This is a genomic window from Kutzneria sp. 744 (assembly GCF_000568255.1).
Taxonomy (GTDB): Bacteria; Actinomycetota; Actinomycetes; order Mycobacteriales; family Pseudonocardiaceae; genus Kutzneria.
The window spans coordinates 5,934,646-5,951,952 of the sequence record NZ_KK037166.1; the positions used below are offsets into that span (position 1 = coordinate 5,934,646).

Consider the following 17,307-nt stretch of genomic DNA (forward strand, 5'->3'; position numbering starts at 1 on the left):
CCCACCGGGCCCCCGACTCGGCGGCTGCTCACCGGGCCAAGCCGGCTGACCGCCGCCCCGGCGGCCGGGCTGCTCCGATTCGTCGAAGCTCGGCCACTGGGCCTCGTCACCACGCTCGTCACTCACCAAACGGCCTTCCAGATCGGTACCCACCACGTAGGCAACCAGTAGTGCTGGTCCATCGTCTCTACTGCTAGACGCCGCGACTGCGGGCGATGTTCACTCCGCAGCGGTGCGCCGGCGCGGCTTGCGTGCGCGCAAGCCGCCCGTCCCCAGGACGTATGACTGCACCAGGTGGTTCCAACTACATGTGCGGCAAACTTCGACGACGTAGACGGTGAACTCCTCGTACAGGGAGTCCATCCTGTCCAGTTCGTCCGGAGTGCGGGCCGAGCCGGCCACGTGCTTGAGCTCGTCGCCGTAGACCCAGGACACCAAGGTCAGCTGCTCTTTCCGACACACCGGACAGCTCGTCTCCGTCGGCTGTCCGTGGAACTTCGCCGCCCGCACCAGGTAGGGGCTGGCGTCACAGACCTCCATCGTGCCGACCCGGCCCGAGTAGACCTCCGCGAGCAGCGCACGGCGCTGCAACGCGTAGTCCACCACCTGTCTCTGGGTCCGCACACGCAACAGGGTACGTGGCCCCCGTGACGGCCCAATGGGCCGTTCAGGGCAGCGCCCGGCCACGCTGTGTCACCCGCGCCACAGCGGCAGGTCGCGCGCAGCTGGTCATGAGAGGCTGGAAAGCCGGGCTGACCAGCGATGGAACAGCACGTGCGCCGGGCCGCGTTGGCACTGGTACTGCCAATCACACCGAGGAGGAGTCCGGATGAGTGTGCGGGTAGCCGTGGTGGGCGTCGGCAACTGCGCGGCGTCGCTGGTGCAGGGGGTGCACTACTACCGGGACGCCGAGCCGGGGACGCGGGTGCCCGGCCTGATGCACGTCCAGTTCGGCGAGTACCACGTGCGGGACGTGGAGTTCGTCGCCGCGTTCGACGTGGACGCCAAGAAGGTCGGCCTCGACCTGTCCGAGGCCATCCTGACCAGCGAGAACAACACCATCAAGATCGCCGACGTGCCGCCGCTCGGGGTGCCCGTTCAGCGTGGGCACACCCTCGACGGGCTCGGCCGGTACTACCGGGAGACGATCGAGGAGTCCGACGAGGACCCGGTCGACGTGGTCAAGGCCCTGCGGGACGCCCAGGTCGACGTGCTGGTCTCCTACCTCCCGGTCGGCTCCGAGGAGGCGGACCGCTTCTACGCCCAGTGCGCCATCGACGCTCACGTCGCCTTCGTCAACGCGCTGCCGGTGTTCATCGCCTCCGACCCGGCCTGGGCCGCCAAGTTCGCCGAGGCCGGCGTGCCGATCGTCGGTGACGACATCAAGTCGCAGGTCGGGGCGACCATCACGCACCGCGTGCTGGCCAAGCTGTTCGAGGACCGGGGCGTGCTGCTGGACCGGACCATGCAGCTCAACGTCGGCGGCAACATGGACTTCAAGAACATGCTGGAGCGCGACCGGCTGGAGTCGAAGAAGATCTCCAAGACCCAGTCCGTGACCTCGCAGGTCGACCGTGACCTCGGGGCCCGCAACGTGCACATCGGCCCGTCCGACTACGTGCAGTGGCTCGACGACCGCAAGTGGGCCTACGTCCGGCTGGAGGGCCGCGCCTTCGGCGACGTGCCGCTGAACCTGGAGTACAAGCTGGAGGTCTGGGACTCCCCCAACTCCGCCGGCATCATCATCGACGCCGTCCGCGCCGCCAAGATCGCCCTGGACCGCGGCATCGGCGGACCGATCCTGTCCGCCTCCTCCTACTTCATGAAGTCGCCGCCCGAGCAGTACTCCGACTCGGTGGCCCACGACGCCGTGGAGAAGTTCATCCGCGGCGAGCTGGAGCGCTAGAGGTCTCCGTGCGGTGACCGGTCCAAGCAGCAGGTGAACCAGTCGAAGGGTTCGCCGCGGACATCCGTGACGTAGGGAGCAGCCGGTCCATGGTCGGCGTCGAACCATCGCCCGAGCACCACGACGGCGACGCGTTCGGCGCCGGCCAGCCGCAACCGGGCGGCTGCCGACTGGGCGTTCGCACCGCTGGTCCACGTGTCGTCGACGAGCAGCACTCGCCGCCCCCGCAGGTCGTCGGAGGCGCCGAAGCGATCCGGGTGAAATACCCGTTCGCCGAGGTCCGCGCCGATCCGCAGCAGGTCGCGATACCGCGGGCGGGTCTGCCCGATGGTGCGGCTGAGCATTGCGCTCAACGGATGGGGATCAAGGCCCCTCGTGCTCGGCACCGACGTCACGACGTCGAAGTCCGCCACGCCGCATGCAGCGGCGACGCACCGCTCGTGCGCCCGGAGATAGTTCTCCAGCACCACGGCCAGCCGGCGCTGCTTCTCCTTGCGGGCCGCTTCCAGGGGAGACCGCTTGTACTGACGTAGGTCGTGGGCGAACTGCTCGCCGGCGAACGCGATCGATATGGGGACAACCACGTCCGCCAGCTGGTCACCGGCCAGCTCTCGATGCGAGTTGCAGCGGTAGCACTGTCGATGCGGCAGCGGAGCGTCGCGATGACAGGTCGAGCACACGCCAGGGCCGACGGGTGGCACGGGCACGAGAATGTTTCGGTAGCTTTCCGCTACCCAGGTGAGCGGGCTCAGAGCTGGACCAGCTCCGCGGTCAACTCCCCGAGCACCCGGAGCAGGTGCTCCGGCCCCTCCAGAACGGTCGTGTTCGGGCGTCGGGCCAGGTCGATCGCCCATTGGTTGGCCAGCACCTCGGGCAACAGGAAGACATGCCGGCCGTGTTCGACGGCGACGCGTGCCTGGATCCGCGCGCCGCTGTGCTCCCCCGCCTCGACGACAACCGTGGCGATGCTGCAGCCGCTCATGACGGCGTTGCGCATTGGGAACTGGTGTTTGGCCGGGCCGGCGTCGGGCCAGAACTGGGAGAGCACCGCGCCGGTTCGGGCAATCTCGGTGTGGAGCTCCGATTCTCGGCGGGATAGCAGTGTCGCAGGACGGTCCCGACCACCGCGACGGTGCGCGTGCCGGCGTCGATCGCGGCGCGGTGCGCGGCGGTGTCGATGCCGGCGGCGAGGCCGCTCATTACCGTGAATCCGTTGGTGGCCAAGGTGCTGGCCACGACCCTGGCCCGACGCAGCCCGGCCGCGCTCGCCTGCCGGCTGCCTACGACAGAGACAGCGGTGATGTCCTCTGTGTCGAGAATTCCGCGGCAGGTCAGGAACGGCGGCCGTTGGTGCACCAGCATCAACTGCACCGGATAGTCCTGATCCAGGACGGTGACCAGATGAATGCCCTCCGCGCGCCAGCCGTCGATCTCTTCGGCGACCAGCTTCAGGTCACCGTCCAGGTCGCGGGCGACATGGTCCAGAGTCGGCTTGCTCGGGGCGAGCAGGTCGTCAAGGATCTCCAGCGCCGAGCCGGCTTCCTCGACGGCAGCGGTCACCGCGCCCCAGCCACGGTCGCTGTGCCGCAGTGCGAGCAGCAGGGCCGCTTGCTCGAGGTTGGCCGCCACCAGGTCATCCTAGTCGAACGCGGGTTCGATCTGGCTGCCCGGGCGGCCGGACACAGTAACTGGTGTCGCCCATTCGGGTGCTGGCAGGATGCGCGGAGTGCGAATCCTGATGCCCCTGCCGGACAGCGACTTCGACGTCACCGAGGTGGCGGTGCCGTGGCGGCTGCTGACCGACGCCGGGCACCAGGTGGTCTTCGCGACGGAGCGGGCGGGCGTCCGGCCGGCGGCCGATCCGCGGCTGCTCAGCGGGGTGATCTTCGGGCAGCTGGGGGCCGAGCCGGAGCCGAAGCGGTTCTACGACGAGCTGACGGCCGACCCGGGGTTCGCGGCGACGGTGGCGTGGGAGGCGGTCCAGCCGTCGGAGTACGACGGGCTGATCCTGGCCGGCGGCCACGCCCCGGGCATGCGGCAGTACCTGGACAGCGCGGTGCTGCGGACCAAGGTGGCGGAGTTCTGGCGGCTGGAGCGGCCGGTGGGCGCGATCTGCCACGGCGTGATCGTGCTGGCCCGGGCCGGGGTGCTGGCGGAGCGGCGCACGACGTGCCTGCCCAAGTACATGGAGCGCATGGCGTACTACGCGACGGCGTGGAAGCTGGGCCGCTACTACCGGACGTATCCGGCGTACGTGGAGGACGAGGTCCGCGCGACCGGGGCCAGATTCTCCAGAGGCCCGATCTCGACGGTGAGAGGCACGGCCACCGACGACGGCCCGGCGTTCGCGGTGCAGGACGGCAACTACCTCTCGGCCCGCTGGCCGGGGGACGCCTACCTGTTCGCGCGCCGGTTCGATCGACTACTGACGACCTGAGGTGCGCGAGGTCTGGCTCGACCCGGACGACCCGCAGCTGAGCTGGGACGGACTGGTCGACCTTCGACGCGCGGGCGACTGGTGGCAGCCGTGGCGGCTGCCGGCGGACCGGATTCCGACGGCGAGGCTGTCGGAGCTGGCGCGTATGCCGGCCGGGGTCCGGGTGGGCATGCGCACGGACGCGCGCCTGTTATCGATGCCGCTGTTCGGTGATCCGGACTACTCGTCACCGGTGGACGTGCTGGTCGACGGCCAGCTGGCGCACCGGATGGCGGTCAGGCCGGGCGAGCAGGTGCTGACGGTGGCGCTGCCGGGGCAGCCGGCCAACGTCGACGTGTGGCTGCCGAACTACGGGCGGACGAAGATCGGGCGGCTGCGGCTGGCGGCGCACAGCACGGTCCGGGCGATGAGCCGCACCGGCCCGCACTGGGTGGCGTACGGCAGCGCGATCACGCAGTGCCGGCTGGTCGACGGACCGAGCCAGACCTGGCCGGCGGAGGTGGCCCGCCGGCACGGCTGGCGGCTGACCTGCCTGGGGTTCTCCGGCGAGTGCCACCTCGATCCCGTTGTCGCGCGGACGATCCGTGAGCAGGAGCCGGACCTGGTGACGCTGTGCGTCGGCGTGGACATCCATCACGCGGCGAGCTTCAGTCGGCGGACGCTGGGCCCGGCGCTGGAGGGCTTCCTTGAGGTGATCTCCGACCAGCCGGTCGTGGTGATCACGCCGCCGCTGGCGCCGGCCCGTGAGCGGGAGGTCAACGCGGTCGGGCTGACGCTGGCCGACATCCGGGACCTGGTCGCCGCGGCGGCGCGTGGCGTGAGGGTGATCGACGGGCGGGACCTGGTCTACGCGGACCTGGTGGTGGACGGCCTGCACCTCGGCCCCGACGGCTACCAGTCGCTGGCCGAGCGGATCTCGCCGCTGCTGGCGGACGAGCTGGGTCAGAAGCCGGCGGCGGCGTACTCGGCGTAGTTGGTCGGCGGGGCGACATCGACCCGGGCGCATTCGGTGTCGCCGGCCCGGGTTTTCGGCCACTGCGTGAGGTAGTAGATCTGCCGTCCCGTCTTGCGCGTCGCCTGGGCGAAGCCGCTCGCCGCCTCCTTGTCGTTGTAGTACGCCTCGCCGATGATCAGCGGCTGGCTGGTGAAACCCTGCTGTCGCAGGCGATCGTCGTTGTAGACGAACTGCGAGTACTCGTCGCCGTAGATGTGGATGTCCATCATGGACGGTTGGGTGGACCCGTACATCTTGCCCACGTTGAGAACCTGGCCCGGGTCGGTGCCGTTGACGGAGAAGCCGACGGTGTCGGTGCGGCCGAACTTCGCGGTGTACGCCTGCCACAGCTGCTGGTCGTAGCGCAGCACCAGGGACTCGTCGGTCGACGCCGTGAGCTCGCCGCCGAGGTCGAGGTGGAACGGCAGCCCGGCGGCGGCGATGATCGGGTGCAGGGACTGGATCAGCTGCCAGTTCTCCTCGTACATCGAGTCCTGCCAGGACGACCAGGTGCGCGGGTTGTTGCCGTCCGAGGGATGCACCACCACCGTGACCTCGGCGAAACCCGCCTGCTTGATGTCGGCGAGCAGGCCGGCGAGGTTCTCCTGGCCGCGCGGCGCCAGGTGGCCGCCGGTGGAGTCCATCGCCGTGCCGTCGTCCGCGCCGTGGTGGTGGTAGACGCCGATGGACAGCCGGTTCTGGCCGGCCCGCTTCATGCCGGCCAGCTGGTAGGCGATGATCGTCGGCGCTTTGTCGAACGCCGCCGTGACCTGGTAGGGCTGCCGGTAGCAGCCGTCGAGGTAGTAGAAGTCGTAGTTGGAGCCGCCCGAGGCCGCGGGCGCCGGCGCGACCGGATCGGCTCCGGCCGGGACCGCGAGCGTCACCGCGAGCACGATGCCCGCCGCGACGACCAGTGTTCGAGTCACCATGACGGAATCCCTCCCGTCCGGTCGCTTCTGTCGATCTCCGAGCGTCGCACCGCCGCCGGGATTCGACCGGCGGACGGGGGTCGATTTCACCGCTTCGGGTGGGTTTTCGCAGGTTGGACGGCGTGGTTGCACGTGAAACAAGTGTGGTCGGCGTGGGCGCGGTCCGTGCGGGTGTGTCGGTGCTCAGCTCGAACGAGTTAGCTTGGGGATCATGACGTCCCGACCGACCGCCTTGATCACCGGCGCCTCCCGCGGCATCGGCGCCGCCGTGGCCACCGCACTCGCCCCCACCCACGACCTCCTGCTCGGCGGGCGCGATGTCGAGGCCCTCAAGGCCTTCGCCGGTCAGTGCCCCTCCGCCACCCCCTGGCCCGTCGAGCTCTCCGACGCCGTCGCCGTCGCCGAGGCCACCTCCGCCATCGACCGGCTCGACGTCCTCGTGCACAGCGCCGGCGTCGCCACCCTCGGCTTGCTCGCCGAGACCCCCGTCGACGTGTGGCGGACCACCCTGGAGGTCAACGTCGTCGCGGTCGCCGAGCTCACCCGGCTCCTCCTGCCCGCGCTGCGCGCCGCCTCGGGCCAGGTCGTGCTCATCAACTCCGGCGCCGGCCTGCACGCCAACCCCAACTGGGGCGCCTATGCCGCCAGCAAGTTCGCCCTCCGCGCCTACGCCGACGCCCTCCGCGCCGAGGAGCCCGCCCTCCGCGTCACCTCCGTCTACCCCGGCCGCACCGCCACCGACATGCAGCGCGCCATCCGTGAATCCGAGGGTAGCGAGTTCCGTACCAACGACTACCTGACGCCGGAGTCCGTCGCCCAGGCCGTCACCTTCGCCCTGCTCGCGCCCCCGGACGCCCACGTCCCCGACCTCACCGTCCGCCCCCGCCCGCGCTAGCCGCCCGCCCGACATGGGCGTCGAGTAGGTCAAGCAGCCTGACCGCGGCCGGGTGATCGGCGACGGCGTCGCGGACCCGGACCGAGATGCTCCGTCGCGGCGTGGGATTCACGATCGGCACGGCCACGGTCGACTCCGGCAGCGCGCCGAGGCCGAGCCGGGGGATCACGGTGATGCCCATGCCCTCGGCCACGAACTTGATCGCGGTCGGGTAGTCCTGGGTCTCGATGTGGAAGGCCGGGCTGAAGCCCACCGTCGAGCAGGCGTCGAGCACCGCCTGCCGGCAGGCGCCGCGGGCCACGTCGTTGTCCACCCAGGCCTCGTCGCGCAGCTCCACCAGGTCCACCTCGACCCGGTCGGCCAGCGCGGAGCCGCGCGGCACGACGGCGAAGTAGGGCTCGGTGAGCAGCGCGCGCACCCGATATCCCCTGGTGTCGGCGGGTTCCGTGCCGTCTACGAAGATCGCGATGTCCGGCTGGCCCGCGTCCGCGCCGACCAGTTCGATCAGCCGCAGGTCGAGACGGAGCCCGGGGAACTCGCGGGCGAGCGTGGCGACCATGGGCGGGATCCAGACGGCTCCGGCCGAGGCGAAGTAGCTCACCGACAGGGTGCCGACCCGGCCCGCCCGCAGGTCGGAGACCACCAATTCCAGCTCGGCGAGCCGTTCGAAGACCCGGGCCGCGTGGGCCGCCACCGTGCGGCCGGCCACCGTCGGCTCGATGCTCCGGCCGGCGCGTTGCACGAGCGTGAGCCCGGTTTCCTTCTGCAGCGCGGTGATGTGCTGGCTGATCGCCGACGGGGTGTAGCCGAGGCTCGTCGCGGCGCCGCGGATCGAACCGTCCGCCACGACCGCGCGCAGCACGCGGAGCCGGTGAATGTCCATGACCTCGACACTACAGTCGCACTGAACAATCATGCGGTTTTTCTTGCTTGTGCTTACGTTTTCGTCGGGCCATCGTCGACGACATGCCACTCAAGCACCGGGCCCTGGCCGCAGTTGTGACGACTGTGCTGCTCTGGGCGTCCGCCTTTGTCGTCATCCGCGCGGTCGGCGATGACCTGTCCCCCGGCTCGCTCGCCTTCGGACGGTTGACCGTCGGCACGATCGCGCTGGCGGTTGTGGCCCTTCGCTACCGCCGCCCGCTGCCTCGCGGGCGGGCGCTCGCCTTCGTGCTCGGCTACGGCGTGCTCTGGTTCGCCGGCTACACGGTCGTGCTCAACTGGGCCGAACGGCACCTGGACGCCGGCACCGCCGCGCTGCTGGTCAACGTCGCACCGATCCTGGTCGCCGTGGTCGCCGGAGTTGTGTTCCGCGAGGGCTTCCCGCGGCCAGTGGTGATCGGCATGCTCGTCGCCTTCACCGGGGTTCTCGTGATCGCCCTCGGCGGGGACGGCGGCGGTGTGGTCGACACGCTGGGCATCGTGTTGGGCCTGGTCACCGCCGTGCTCTACGCCGCGGGGGTGCTGATGCAGAAGGTCGCGCTGCGCTCGGTCGACGCGGTCACCGCGACCTGGGTCGGCTGTGCCGCCGGCCTGGTCGCCACGCTGCCGTTCGCCCCGCAGGCGGTGGTCGAGCTCGGCCACGCCTCCGGCGCGGCGATCGCCGGCGTCGTGTTCCTGGGCGTCGGACCCACCGCGATCGCCTTCACCACCTGGGCCTACGCCCTGGCCCGCACCGATGCCGGCCGCATGGCCGCCACGACGCTGTGCGTCCCGGGCATTGCCGTGCTCGTGTCGTGGGCGACGCTCGGCGAGACCCCGACCGCCCTCGGCCTGCTCGGCGGTGCCCTGTGCCTGGCCGGCGTGGCCATCAGCCGCCGCAGGCCCAAGCCTCGGGTTGTCGAGACTGCCGCCACGCAGGAGACCTGCGAAGCGGCCGCCTAGGTCAGGCGTCGGCGAGCAGAAAAAAAAGTGACCTTGCGGACCTCGGCGGAGGCGGCGGCGCGGTCGACGTGGGGGGATTGCCGGCGGCGACGACGGCGGAGCCGGCGACCCAGACGTCGCGGACGCGGCGGGAGCCGGCGGCCCAGACGAGGTTGGACAGGAGCTGGGGGTCGGGGACGTCGAGGCCGGCGGCGAAGGCGGGGTCGTCGAGGTCGATGTGCACGAGGTCGGCCCAGTAGCCGGGGGCGAGGGTGCCGAGGTCGGTGCGGCCGATGGCGGAGGCGCCGCCGCGCGTGGCCAGGAGCAGGGCCTGGGCGGCGGTGAGGGCGGCGGCGTCGGCGGAGCCGAGGCGGGCCAGCATGGCGGAGAGCTGGATCTCCTCCCACAGGTCCAGGTCGTCATTGGAGGCGGGACCGTCGGTGCCGAGGCCGACGGCGACGCCGTGGCGGCGCAGGTCCAGCAGCCGGGCGGTGCCGGAGGCGAGCTTGGCGTTGGAGCCGGGGCAGTGGGCGACGCCGACACCGTTCGCGGCGTAGAGCTGGATGTCCACATCGGACAGATGCACGGAGTGGGCGGTGAGGACGCGGCCGCCGAAGACGCCCAGCGAGTTGAGCAGCAAGGGAACGGAGCCGTGGGCCTCGCGCACGTGCTGGTCCTCGGCGAGGGACTCGGCGACGTGGATGTGCAGCAGGGCGCCGCGCTGCTTGGCCTCGGCGGCGACGACGGGGAGGGCCTCGGCGGGCAGGGTGTAGGCGGAGTGGGGCCCGTAACCGAGCTCGATGCGCTCGCCAGGCCCGAAGCGGAGGCCGTCGGCGTCGATCCATGCGCTGATCTGGTCGGTCATATGCAGCCAGCTGCCGAGCCGGTCCCAGCCGGGGGCGGCGATGACGGCGGGGGTGAGCACCATGCGGGAGCCGACCTCCAGCACGGCCTCGACCATCTGCTCGGCGTAGAAGTACATCTCGACGCTGGTGGTGACGCCGTGCCGCAGCATCTCCAGGGCCCCGAGGCGCATGCCGGCCCGCACGTCGTCGCCGTCGAGGCGCCCCTCGGCGGGCCAGATGACGTCCTGCAGCCACGACATCAGCGGCAGGTCGCCGCCCATGCCCCGCAGCACGGTCATGGGGCTGTGGGCGTGGGTGTTGATCAGGCCGGGCAGCAGGATCCCGGACAGCTCCCGCACGGGAACGCCGGCCGGCAGGGCCGGGGCGTTGGAGGCGGGACCGACGTAGCCGAGGCGGCCGTCGGCCAGCACGTCGACGACGGCGTCGCGCACGACGGAGCAGGACGCGTCGCAGGGCAGCACGACGGGGGCATGGAGCCGGAAAGCCTCAGACATGACCGGATTCTGTCATCCGCCCAGCGGCAGCTCGGCCACCACCGTCCAGCCGCTGCCCCCGGTGGGACCGGCGCTGAAGGTGCCGCCGAGCAGCTCGACCCGCTCCCGCATGCCGACGAGCCCGAAACCGCCGGACCCGCCGACGGGGCTGCTGTGCTGACCGGTTCCGTCGTCGGCGACCCGCACCCACACGGCGCCGTCGGAGGTCCGGACGTCCACATCGATCCGGCGGACGCCGGCGGCGTGCTTGCGGGCGTTGGTCAGCGACTCCTGCACGAGCCGGATCACGGACTGGGCCAGCTCGGGCGGCACGGCCTCCGACAGCTGCACATCGAGCCGCACCGGCCCGCCGACCTGATCGACGGTTCGCTTGATCTGGGCGGTCAGCTCGTCGTTGTCACGGCTGGTGGGCACCGCCTCGGTGCCGCGCAGGGTGCCGACGAGGCGGCGCATGGCGGCCAGCGCCTCGTGCCCGCTGGCGGTGATGATCGGCAGCACCTGCCGGGCGGCGTCGGGGTTCTGGTCGGCGATGGCCTCGGCGGCCTGCGAGTGCACGACGATGCCGGTCACGTAGTGCGCGACGACGTCGTGCAGCTCACGGGCCAGGGCCAGCCGCTCGGCCTGCTGGGCGGCGGCGACCGAGGCAGACTCGGATCGGCGGCGTTCCCGGTCGCGGGCCCGGAAGTACAGGCCGGTGCCGACGCCGAGGCCGAAACAGACCACCATGATCGCGACGATGTTGCCGATGCCGGCGGGGTCGCTGTCCTCGGCGTACGTCTGGCGATCGAGGTACGCGGTGACCGCCCACGCGCACGCCAGGGCGGCGGTGCCGATGATCGCCCGCCCGCGCGACGACTGCCGGACCGTGATGGCGGTGATCGCCATGGCGGCGGCCAGCGGCACGATCTCGCCGCCGATCTCCACCAGGCGCAGGCCGTGCAGCAGCAGCGAGCTGCCGGCGATGGCGATCGCGGCGGCCAGCGCGGCGTCGAAGGGACGGCGCGGGCAGACCACGGCCAGCACGCAGACGATCAGGTCGGCCGGCAGCAGCAGCCACATCCCCGGCGCCATGCCGCGCCACGCCACCATCTGAAAGAACAGCAGCAGCACGAGAGCGGTGGCCAGCGGCCACTGCCGACGGGCCAGCGCCCGCCAGCCGAGATACCCGTTCTCCACGTGGGCCACCGTAGGGCGTAGCCGGGGCCGATGCCGTCAGCCTGTGGGCGGGTGCCCGGTCAGACCTGCGGCGTAGCCGAGGTCGATGCGCCAGGCCGACGCCCGATGACGCGCTCGCCGACGACAGTTGAGCCAACGTCGGAGACAAGGGGTGCGGGATGTTCGCAACGGTGATGACCTACAGCGGTGCGGTGGTCGGTCTGCTGGTGCTGGCGGTCATGGTGGTGACCGGGATCCTGGTCGACAGCGAGCAGACGAAGTAGCGCTCAGCCAAGGCGTTTGCGCAGCAGGGCAGCCAGTCGCCCGCCGTGCGGCTCGGTGCTCACGGTGTCGGCGAACCGGGCCGGAGTGCCCTGCCTGGCCCGCTGCGCCGTCGTCGAGTCGATACGGAACGAGGGCCGGTTGCCGCCGGCCCGCTGCCGGGAACGCAGCCAGGCCAAGCGGTGCAGCGCCTCGGCGTGGTGGTCGGTGATGGTCACCTGGGCGGCGTCGAAGGAATGCAGCACTGCCCGGTTGAGCTCGACGGTTGCCCGATCGCGCCACAGCGTCCGCTCGGTGCGGGTGTCCAGCCCGAGCCGCTTGGCGACCTCCCTGGCCACGGCGTACGCGCCCTCGTCGGCCAGGCTGCGGGTGCCGATCTCGGCCCCCACGAACCAGCTGTTGAACGGCGCGGCCGGATAGGTGACGCCGCCGATGACCAGCCGCATGTTGCTGATCACGGGCACGGCGTGCCAGCGCAGCCCCAGCTCGACGAACCACGACAGGTCCGGGTGCTCCAGCGGCACCTCCTGGATTACGTCCCGCGGCACGGTGAACAGCTGCGGCCCCTCGTGCGCGGTCTCCACCACCAGCGGCAGGTGGTCGAAGCGGCCCCGCTGGGTCGGCGGCCGCCAGCCCATGGCGGTGACGGCCTCGGTGAAGTCGACGTAGCGCGGGTCGCCGACGACGCGGCCGGTGGCGTCGCGATAGCCGGCGTAGCGCACCAGCTGCTCATTCCAGATGCACGGCCCGGGCGTGGACGGGGTGTCCGGGGCGAACACGGTCACCAGCGGCTGGATCTGCCCGCTGTTGGTGGACAGCCGCAGGTGCTGCATGCACTCGGCTGCGACGGCGGGCGCGTTGCGCAGCCCGCGCAGGTCACGGACTTTCAGCCGACGCCAGGGCACGCCGCTGGTGCACCAGCCGCTGTCGCGCAGTGCGACCCGCGCGCCGTAGGCGAGTTCCTGCGGCGTGTGCCGATACGTCCCGGTGTCGGCGATCTCGGTCCGCACCTCGGTCAGCCGTTGGCCCACCGGCCCGGCGTCGGGGTGCGCGTCGTGGAACATGCGGAGGAACTCCTCGGCGGCGTCGAGGTCCACGCAGTCGAGAGCAGGGAGGGTTGCCAAAGCCGTCACGGTCGGCAACCGTAACCGCCGCCCGGCCTCACTCGTCACTGCCAGAAGGGGCACACCTCGGACTAGTGGATCTCCGCCCGAACGGGTGAAGGCTCGACCGAGAGTGTTCGACTCGTCGCCACCGGCCCGAGACTTGAGCACTCGGTCGGGTGACCCTAGTCGACCTTGGCGAACATCAGGTCGTGGCTGATCCGGCCCTCCTCGACGGCCCGGTTCTCGAACTTCGTGACGGGCCGCCAGTCGGGTCGGGGCGCCCACCCGCCCGGCTGATCGGCGTGCACGTTGCGCAACCGAGTCTCGGCGCTACAGACAGTCATCATCTGCTCCGCGTACTCCTCCCAGTCGGTGGCCATGTGGAACACGCCGCCGGGCACGAGCCGGGACGCGATCAGCTCGACGAAGGCGGGCTGCACGATGCGCCGCTTGTGGTGCTTGGCCTTCGGCCACGGGTCCGGGAAGAACAGCCGCACGCCGCTGAGCGACTCGGGCTCCAGGTGGTCGGTCAGCACGGTCACGGCGTCGCCGCGCAGCAGCCGCAGGGTGTCGACCCCGAGCACGTCGGCCCGCAGGATGAGCTGGGCCAGGCCCGGCTTGTACACCTCACAGGCGAGGTAGTTGAGCTCCGGCTGCGCGGCGGCGAGCTGCGAGGTGGTCTCGCCCATGCCGGAGCCGATCTCCAGCAGGACGGGGGCCGAGCGGCCGAACCACTCGTCCAGCGCGAGCGGACCGGGCGGCAGCGCCTTGACATCCTGGCCCAGTTGGGGCCACCGGGTGTCCCAGGCCCGCTGCTGGCCGACGGTCATCCGCTCGCCGCGCTGGACGTAGGAAACGATGGAACGGTGGTGCGGTGGACGCTGATCTGTCGGGCTCACGATTGCCAGACTCTTCCAGATCAGGTCGCCTCGATGTCGTCCAGCCTGGTCACCAGGTCGTCCAGGCCGCGCACGGCGATCAACTTCGGCACGTTGCCCCGGTGTGCCGGCAGCACGTCCAGCCAACCGCGATGGCGGGCGGTGAACACCACGGTGGTGGGCACGGTCGGCGCCTCGCCGGCGGCGTAGGCCTCGGACGGCACGTATTCCCAGTAGCCGTCCTCCCAGGGCACGTAGACCCAGCCCGGGCGGGCGGCCAGCAGCTCGCCGACCTCGTCCTCCATGCGGAAGGCGGCCTTGCGGGTGGGCAGCCCGCCGGCGGCCAGCGCCCGCAGCCACCAGGGCGCGGGCAGGTCCGGCTCGAACTTGCCGAGCACCCGGTACAGGCCGACGACCTGCCGCTCGGGGGCCCGATGGATCCATGCGCGCCGGATGTCGGCGGGCCCGGTGGGGTCCTTGGGCATGCCGGCCAACTCGACGGCCTGCGACCACTCCAGCGTGGCCGTCGGCTCCACTCGCACTTGCTTCTTCACGTTCCGACGGGGGTGCGATTCAGTCACCGCCACCGCTCACCTCCAAGGGCTGCCTGACGGGATTAACTCGATACGATCATCTTTGACCGCATTTGGCACGGTGCTGTGCGGGAGTTCACGTGGTTTTCATGCACTTCTTACGCCATTCGTGCCGGCGAACCACCGAACGCGACTTGGTCTGGACCAAACAGGTGATCATCCGGCCTGGTGGTCCGCCGCGTCTCCAGTATGGTGGAGATAGGCCTCTTCGAGCGAGCCCCGACGAGGGCTCAGCTCGTGCAGCACGACGCCGTGCGCGGCGGCCAACTCGCCGATCTGGGCCGCGTCGAGGCCGGTGACGACAAGTGCGCCAGGCTCATGTCGTACCGTCGCGCCTTTGTGGACCAATGCTGTCTGCAATCGTTCCACCTGGGCGGTGCGAACACGAACGGACGACTCCGTCGCCTCGCTGATGAATTGGGCAGTGGGACATTGCGCGATCAACCGCCCGCGGCCGATCACGATCAACTCGTCGGCGGTCTGCGCCATTTCCGCGAGAAGGTGGCTGGACACCAGCACGGTCCGGCCGTTGTCGGCCATCGTGCGCATCAGCTTGCGGATCCAGGCGATGCCCTGTGGATCCAACCCGTTGACCGGCTCGTCGAACAGCAGCACCGACGGGTCGCCGACCAGCGCGGCGGCGATGCCCAGCCGCTGGGCCATGCCGAGCGAGAAGTCGCCGGCCGGACTGCGCGCCACCTTGGTCAGGCCGACCAGGTCGAGCACCTCGTCCACGCGGGTCCTTGGCATGTCGGCGGCTCGGGCCAGCCAACGCAGGTGGTCGCGGGCGGTGCGGTGCGGATGGACCCACGTGGCGTCGAGCAGGCCGCCGATCACGCGTAATGGCCGCCGCAGTTCGCCGAACCGCCGACCGTCGATGAGCACGAAGCCGGTGTCCGACCGGTCGAGGCCGAGCACCAGGCGCATGGCGGTGGACTTGCCGGCGCCGTTGGGCCCGAGAAAGCCGGTGACCACGCCGGGCCGGGCGGTGAAGGACAGATCGTCGACGGCGACGGTCCGGCCGTAGCGTTTGGTCAGCCCCACCGCTTCGATCATGTCCGCATGATCCCAGGGAATCCGGGGGCGCCGAGAATCAGGCGTCGACCTGCGATGCCAGGGATCGATGGTCCGGGCCGCCCCCCGATCGGCGGTCCGGACCATCGTCCGAGCGGGCCCCGATTCCCACTCGTTCCCCAGCCCCTGTACCCGTGTGACGGCACACGTGCGCCGTCATGACGCGGTTCAGGCGTCTCTTTTTTCGACCACCACGAGGGCGGCGACCAGCAGGACCGCGGCCACCGCGGCGAAGTACGCGAGCCCGCCCCACGGGCCGTAGGGCAGGGTCGGGTCGACGGTGCCGGCGAACTGGCTCGCGGCCACGAACGGCATCCAGTCGTGCAGCCGCTCGCCCACCCCCGGGACGATCTCCACCAGCTGTTCGACCAGCAGCGGGAACAGCAGCAGGATGGCCACGGCCGCCGCGCTCTGCCGCAGCAGCGCGCCCACGGCGACGGCCAGCACCGCGGCGACGGCGTAGACCAGGCCCATGCCGGCGATCTCCCGCCACTCGTCGGCGGTGGCGATGTCGGTGTGCGGGCTGCCGGTGATCAGCCGGGCCACGCCCCACGAGCCGAACGACGAGATCTCGCCGACGAAGCCGGCGACCAGCGCCAGCACGGTCGCCTTGGCCAGCAGCGCCCGGGTCCGGCTGGGCACGGCCTGGAAGGTGGCCTTGATCGTGCCGAAGCGGTACTCGGTGGTGACCGACAGCGTGGCCATCACCATGGTGACGGCCAGGCCCAGGATGTAGAGGGTCTGCGTGCTCTCCGGCGACACCCCGTCGCTGTGCCGGGCGTTCAGCCAGACCAGGCCGGCGGTGGCGCCGATGGTCAGCGCCAGCGCGGTGGCGACGCACCACACCGGGGCACGGGTGGAGAAGAGCTTGATCCGCTCGACGGCCAGCAGCGTCATGCCACGGTCACCTCGTCCGCCTGGTACTCGACCGCGTGACCGGTCAACCGCATGAACGCCTCCTCAAGCGAACCCTGCTGCGGGCTCAGCTCGTGCAGCACGACGCCGTGCGTCGCGGCCATCTCGCCGATCTGGTCGCTGCTGCCGCCGCTGATCACCAGCGCGTCATCATCCGTGATACGCACCGACATGCCCCACTGGGTCACCACTTCCGCCAGCTTCGCGGCCTGCGGGCTGCGCACCAGCACGGTCGTCTCGGTCGCCCCGCCGATGAAGGCCGAGGTGCTGCCCTGCGAGATCAGCTGGCCGCGCCCGATGACGATCAGGTCCTCGGCCGTCTGCGCCATCTCCGACAACAGATGGCTGGACACGAGCACCGTGCGGCCCTGCTCGGCCAGGCCCTGCATGAACCGGCGGATCCACAGGATGCCCTCCGGGTCGAGGCCGTTGACCGGCTCGTCGAACAGCAGCACCTGCGGGTCGCCGAGCAGCGCGGCGGCGATGCCCAGCCGCTGGGACATGCCCAGCGAGAAGCCGCCGGCCCGCTTGTCGGCGACGGCCGTCAGCCCGACCTGGGCCAGCACCTCGTCGACCCGGGTCGACGGCAGCCGGGTGGCCTTGGCCAGCCAGCGCAGGTGGTTGCGGGCCGACCGGTTGGGATGCACCCACTTCGCGTCCAGCAGCGCGCCGACCGTGCGCATCGGCGGCCTGAGCTCGTGATACGGCCGGCCGTCGATGAGCACCCGGCCCTCGCTCGGCCGGTCGAGGCCCAGGATCATGCGCATGGTGGTGGACTTGCCGGCGCCGTTGGGCCCCAGGAATCCCGTCACTCGGCCCGGCTGGACCGTGAACGACAGGTCCCGCACCGCCACGGTCCGGCCGTAGCGTTTGGTCAGGCCGATTGCCTCGATCATGGGTCAAGCATGCTGTGCCCATGC

The 17,307-nt window shown here is 71.0% G+C and carries 17 protein-coding genes and 1 pseudogene; 5 read left to right on the top strand and 13 right to left on the bottom strand.

Annotated elements, in window-relative coordinates; genetic code table 11:
- Window positions 1–219: 219 nt before the first annotated feature.
- A complete protein-coding gene (locus KUTG_RS26830) occupies window positions 220–624 on the bottom strand; it encodes a DUF5318 domain-containing protein (protein ID WP_043720625.1) in 405 nt (134 codons plus the stop codon).
- Window positions 625–829: 205 nt separating this feature from the next.
- Between KUTG_RS26830 and KUTG_RS26835 the strand changes: the two genes are divergently transcribed.
- Entirely contained in the window at window positions 830–1,906 is a 1,077-nt protein-coding gene (locus KUTG_RS26835) for an inositol-3-phosphate synthase (protein WP_043720627.1), read from the top strand.
- Here KUTG_RS26835 and KUTG_RS26840 read toward each other — a convergent pair.
- Both KUTG_RS26840 and KUTG_RS66420 read right to left on the bottom strand, forming a co-directional pair.
- Window positions 1,903–2,490: a phosphoribosyltransferase gene (locus KUTG_RS26840; protein ID WP_157494784.1), complete on the bottom strand. Its 588-nt coding sequence runs from the start codon at window positions 2,488–2,490 to the stop codon at window positions 1,903–1,905. The two genes, KUTG_RS26835 and KUTG_RS26840, sit on opposite strands and share 4 nt — an antisense overlap.
- 164 nt (window positions 2,491–2,654) lie before the next feature.
- Window positions 2,655–3,268, bottom strand: a pseudogene (locus tag KUTG_RS66420) (DNA-processing protein DprA).
- Window positions 3,269–3,632: 364 nt separating this feature from the next.
- Here KUTG_RS66420 and KUTG_RS26850 point away from each other — a divergent pair.
- Window positions 3,633–4,343: a type 1 glutamine amidotransferase domain-containing protein gene (locus KUTG_RS26850; RefSeq protein ID WP_052395453.1), complete on the top strand. Its 711-nt coding sequence runs from the start codon at window positions 3,633–3,635 to the stop codon at window positions 4,341–4,343.
- A gap of 1 nt (window position 4,344) precedes the next feature.
- On the top strand, window positions 4,345–5,316 hold the full coding sequence (locus tag KUTG_RS26855) for a GDSL-type esterase/lipase family protein (RefSeq protein WP_052395454.1): 972 nt from the start codon (window positions 4,345–4,347) through the stop codon (window positions 5,314–5,316).
- Here KUTG_RS26855 and KUTG_RS26860 read toward each other — a convergent pair.
- Window positions 5,286–6,266, bottom strand: coding sequence for a hypothetical protein (locus tag KUTG_RS26860; protein ID WP_043720631.1), 981 nt, complete (start codon window positions 6,264–6,266; stop codon window positions 5,286–5,288). The two genes, KUTG_RS26855 and KUTG_RS26860, sit on opposite strands and share 31 nt — an antisense overlap.
- Before the next feature lie 211 nt (window positions 6,267–6,477).
- Here KUTG_RS26860 and KUTG_RS26865 point away from each other — a divergent pair, with 211 nt between their 5' ends.
- Window positions 6,478–7,161, top strand: coding sequence for an SDR family oxidoreductase (locus KUTG_RS26865; RefSeq protein WP_043720632.1), 684 nt, complete (start codon window positions 6,478–6,480; stop codon window positions 7,159–7,161).
- Here KUTG_RS26865 and KUTG_RS26870 read toward each other — a convergent pair.
- The gene (locus KUTG_RS26870; protein ID WP_232240962.1) at window positions 7,136–8,044 is read right to left on the bottom strand and encodes a LysR family transcriptional regulator; all 909 of its coding nucleotides are present in this window, start codon (window positions 8,042–8,044) and stop codon (window positions 7,136–7,138) included. The genes KUTG_RS26865 and KUTG_RS26870 overlap by 26 nt on opposite strands.
- Before the next feature lie 83 nt (window positions 8,045–8,127).
- Between KUTG_RS26870 and KUTG_RS26875 the strand changes: the two genes are divergently transcribed.
- A complete protein-coding gene (locus KUTG_RS26875; protein WP_052395455.1) occupies window positions 8,128–9,045 on the top strand; it encodes a DMT family transporter in 918 nt (305 codons plus the stop codon).
- A 1-nt stretch (window position 9,046) separates the two neighbouring features.
- Here KUTG_RS26875 and KUTG_RS26880 read toward each other — a convergent pair whose 3' ends face one another.
- The 8 genes from KUTG_RS26880 to KUTG_RS26915 form a co-directional block, all read right to left on the bottom strand.
- Entirely contained in the window at window positions 9,047–10,384 is a 1,338-nt protein-coding gene (locus tag KUTG_RS26880; RefSeq protein WP_157494785.1) for an amidohydrolase family protein, read from the bottom strand.
- A 12-nt stretch (window positions 10,385–10,396) separates the two neighbouring features.
- Window positions 10,397–11,560: a sensor histidine kinase gene (locus KUTG_RS26885; RefSeq protein WP_043730751.1), complete on the bottom strand. Its 1,164-nt coding sequence runs from the start codon at window positions 11,558–11,560 to the stop codon at window positions 10,397–10,399.
- 266 nt (window positions 11,561–11,826) lie between these two features.
- Entirely contained in the window at window positions 11,827–12,954 is a 1,128-nt protein-coding gene (locus KUTG_RS26890) for a nitric oxide synthase oxygenase (RefSeq protein ID WP_232240964.1), read from the bottom strand.
- Window positions 12,955–13,109: 155 nt separating this feature from the next.
- Window positions 13,110–13,757 carry a tRNA (guanosine(46)-N7)-methyltransferase TrmB gene (trmB, locus tag KUTG_RS26895; protein ID WP_232241489.1) on the bottom strand — a complete coding sequence of 216 codons (648 nt, stop codon included), beginning with the start codon at window positions 13,755–13,757 and terminating at the stop codon, window positions 13,110–13,112.
- A gap of 89 nt (window positions 13,758–13,846) precedes the next feature.
- A complete protein-coding gene (locus tag KUTG_RS26900; protein WP_232240965.1) occupies window positions 13,847–14,359 on the bottom strand; it encodes a hypothetical protein in 513 nt (170 codons plus the stop codon).
- Between the two features lie 195 nt (window positions 14,360–14,554).
- Complete coding sequence (locus KUTG_RS26905; protein ID WP_043720638.1) at window positions 14,555–15,454, bottom strand: ABC transporter ATP-binding protein; 900 nt, start codon at window positions 15,452–15,454, stop codon at window positions 14,555–14,557.
- Between the two features lie 186 nt (window positions 15,455–15,640).
- Entirely contained in the window at window positions 15,641–16,369 is a 729-nt protein-coding gene (locus KUTG_RS26910; RefSeq protein WP_043720640.1) for an ABC transporter permease, read from the bottom strand.
- Window positions 16,366–17,283 carry an ABC transporter ATP-binding protein gene (locus KUTG_RS26915; protein WP_043720642.1) on the bottom strand — a complete coding sequence of 306 codons (918 nt, stop codon included), beginning with the start codon at window positions 17,281–17,283 and terminating at the stop codon, window positions 16,366–16,368. Before KUTG_RS26915 ends, KUTG_RS26910 begins: the two co-directional genes overlap by 4 nt.
- Between the last annotated feature and the right edge of the window lie 24 nt (window positions 17,284–17,307).

Coding starts and splice junctions, on each gene's coding strand:
- KUTG_RS26835 (WP_043720627.1), top strand. CDS start 830: ATGAGTGTGCGGGTAGCCGTGGTGGGCGTCGGCAACTGCGCGGCGTCG.
- KUTG_RS26860 (WP_043720631.1), bottom strand. CDS start 6,266: ATGGTGACTCGAACACTGGTCGTCGCGGCGGGCATCGTGCTCGCGGTG.
- KUTG_RS26865 (WP_043720632.1), top strand. CDS start 6,478: ATGACGTCCCGACCGACCGCCTTGATCACCGGCGCCTCCCGCGGCATC.
- KUTG_RS26870 (WP_232240962.1), bottom strand. CDS start 8,044: ATGGACATTCACCGGCTCCGCGTGCTGCGCGCGGTCGTGGCGGACGGT.
- KUTG_RS26875 (WP_052395455.1), top strand. CDS start 8,128: ATGCCACTCAAGCACCGGGCCCTGGCCGCAGTTGTGACGACTGTGCTG.
- KUTG_RS26880 (WP_157494785.1), bottom strand. CDS start 10,384: ATGTCTGAGGCTTTCCGGCTCCATGCCCCCGTCGTGCTGCCCTGCGAC.
- trmB (WP_232241489.1), bottom strand. CDS start 13,757: ATGACCGTCGGCCAGCAGCGGGCCTGGGACACCCGGTGGCCCCAACTG.
- KUTG_RS26905 (WP_043720638.1), bottom strand. CDS start 15,454: ATGATCGAAGCGGTGGGGCTGACCAAACGCTACGGCCGGACCGTCGCC.
- KUTG_RS26910 (WP_043720640.1), bottom strand. CDS start 16,369: ATGACGCTGCTGGCCGTCGAGCGGATCAAGCTCTTCTCCACCCGTGCC.
- KUTG_RS26915 (WP_043720642.1), bottom strand. CDS start 17,283: ATGATCGAGGCAATCGGCCTGACCAAACGCTACGGCCGGACCGTGGCG.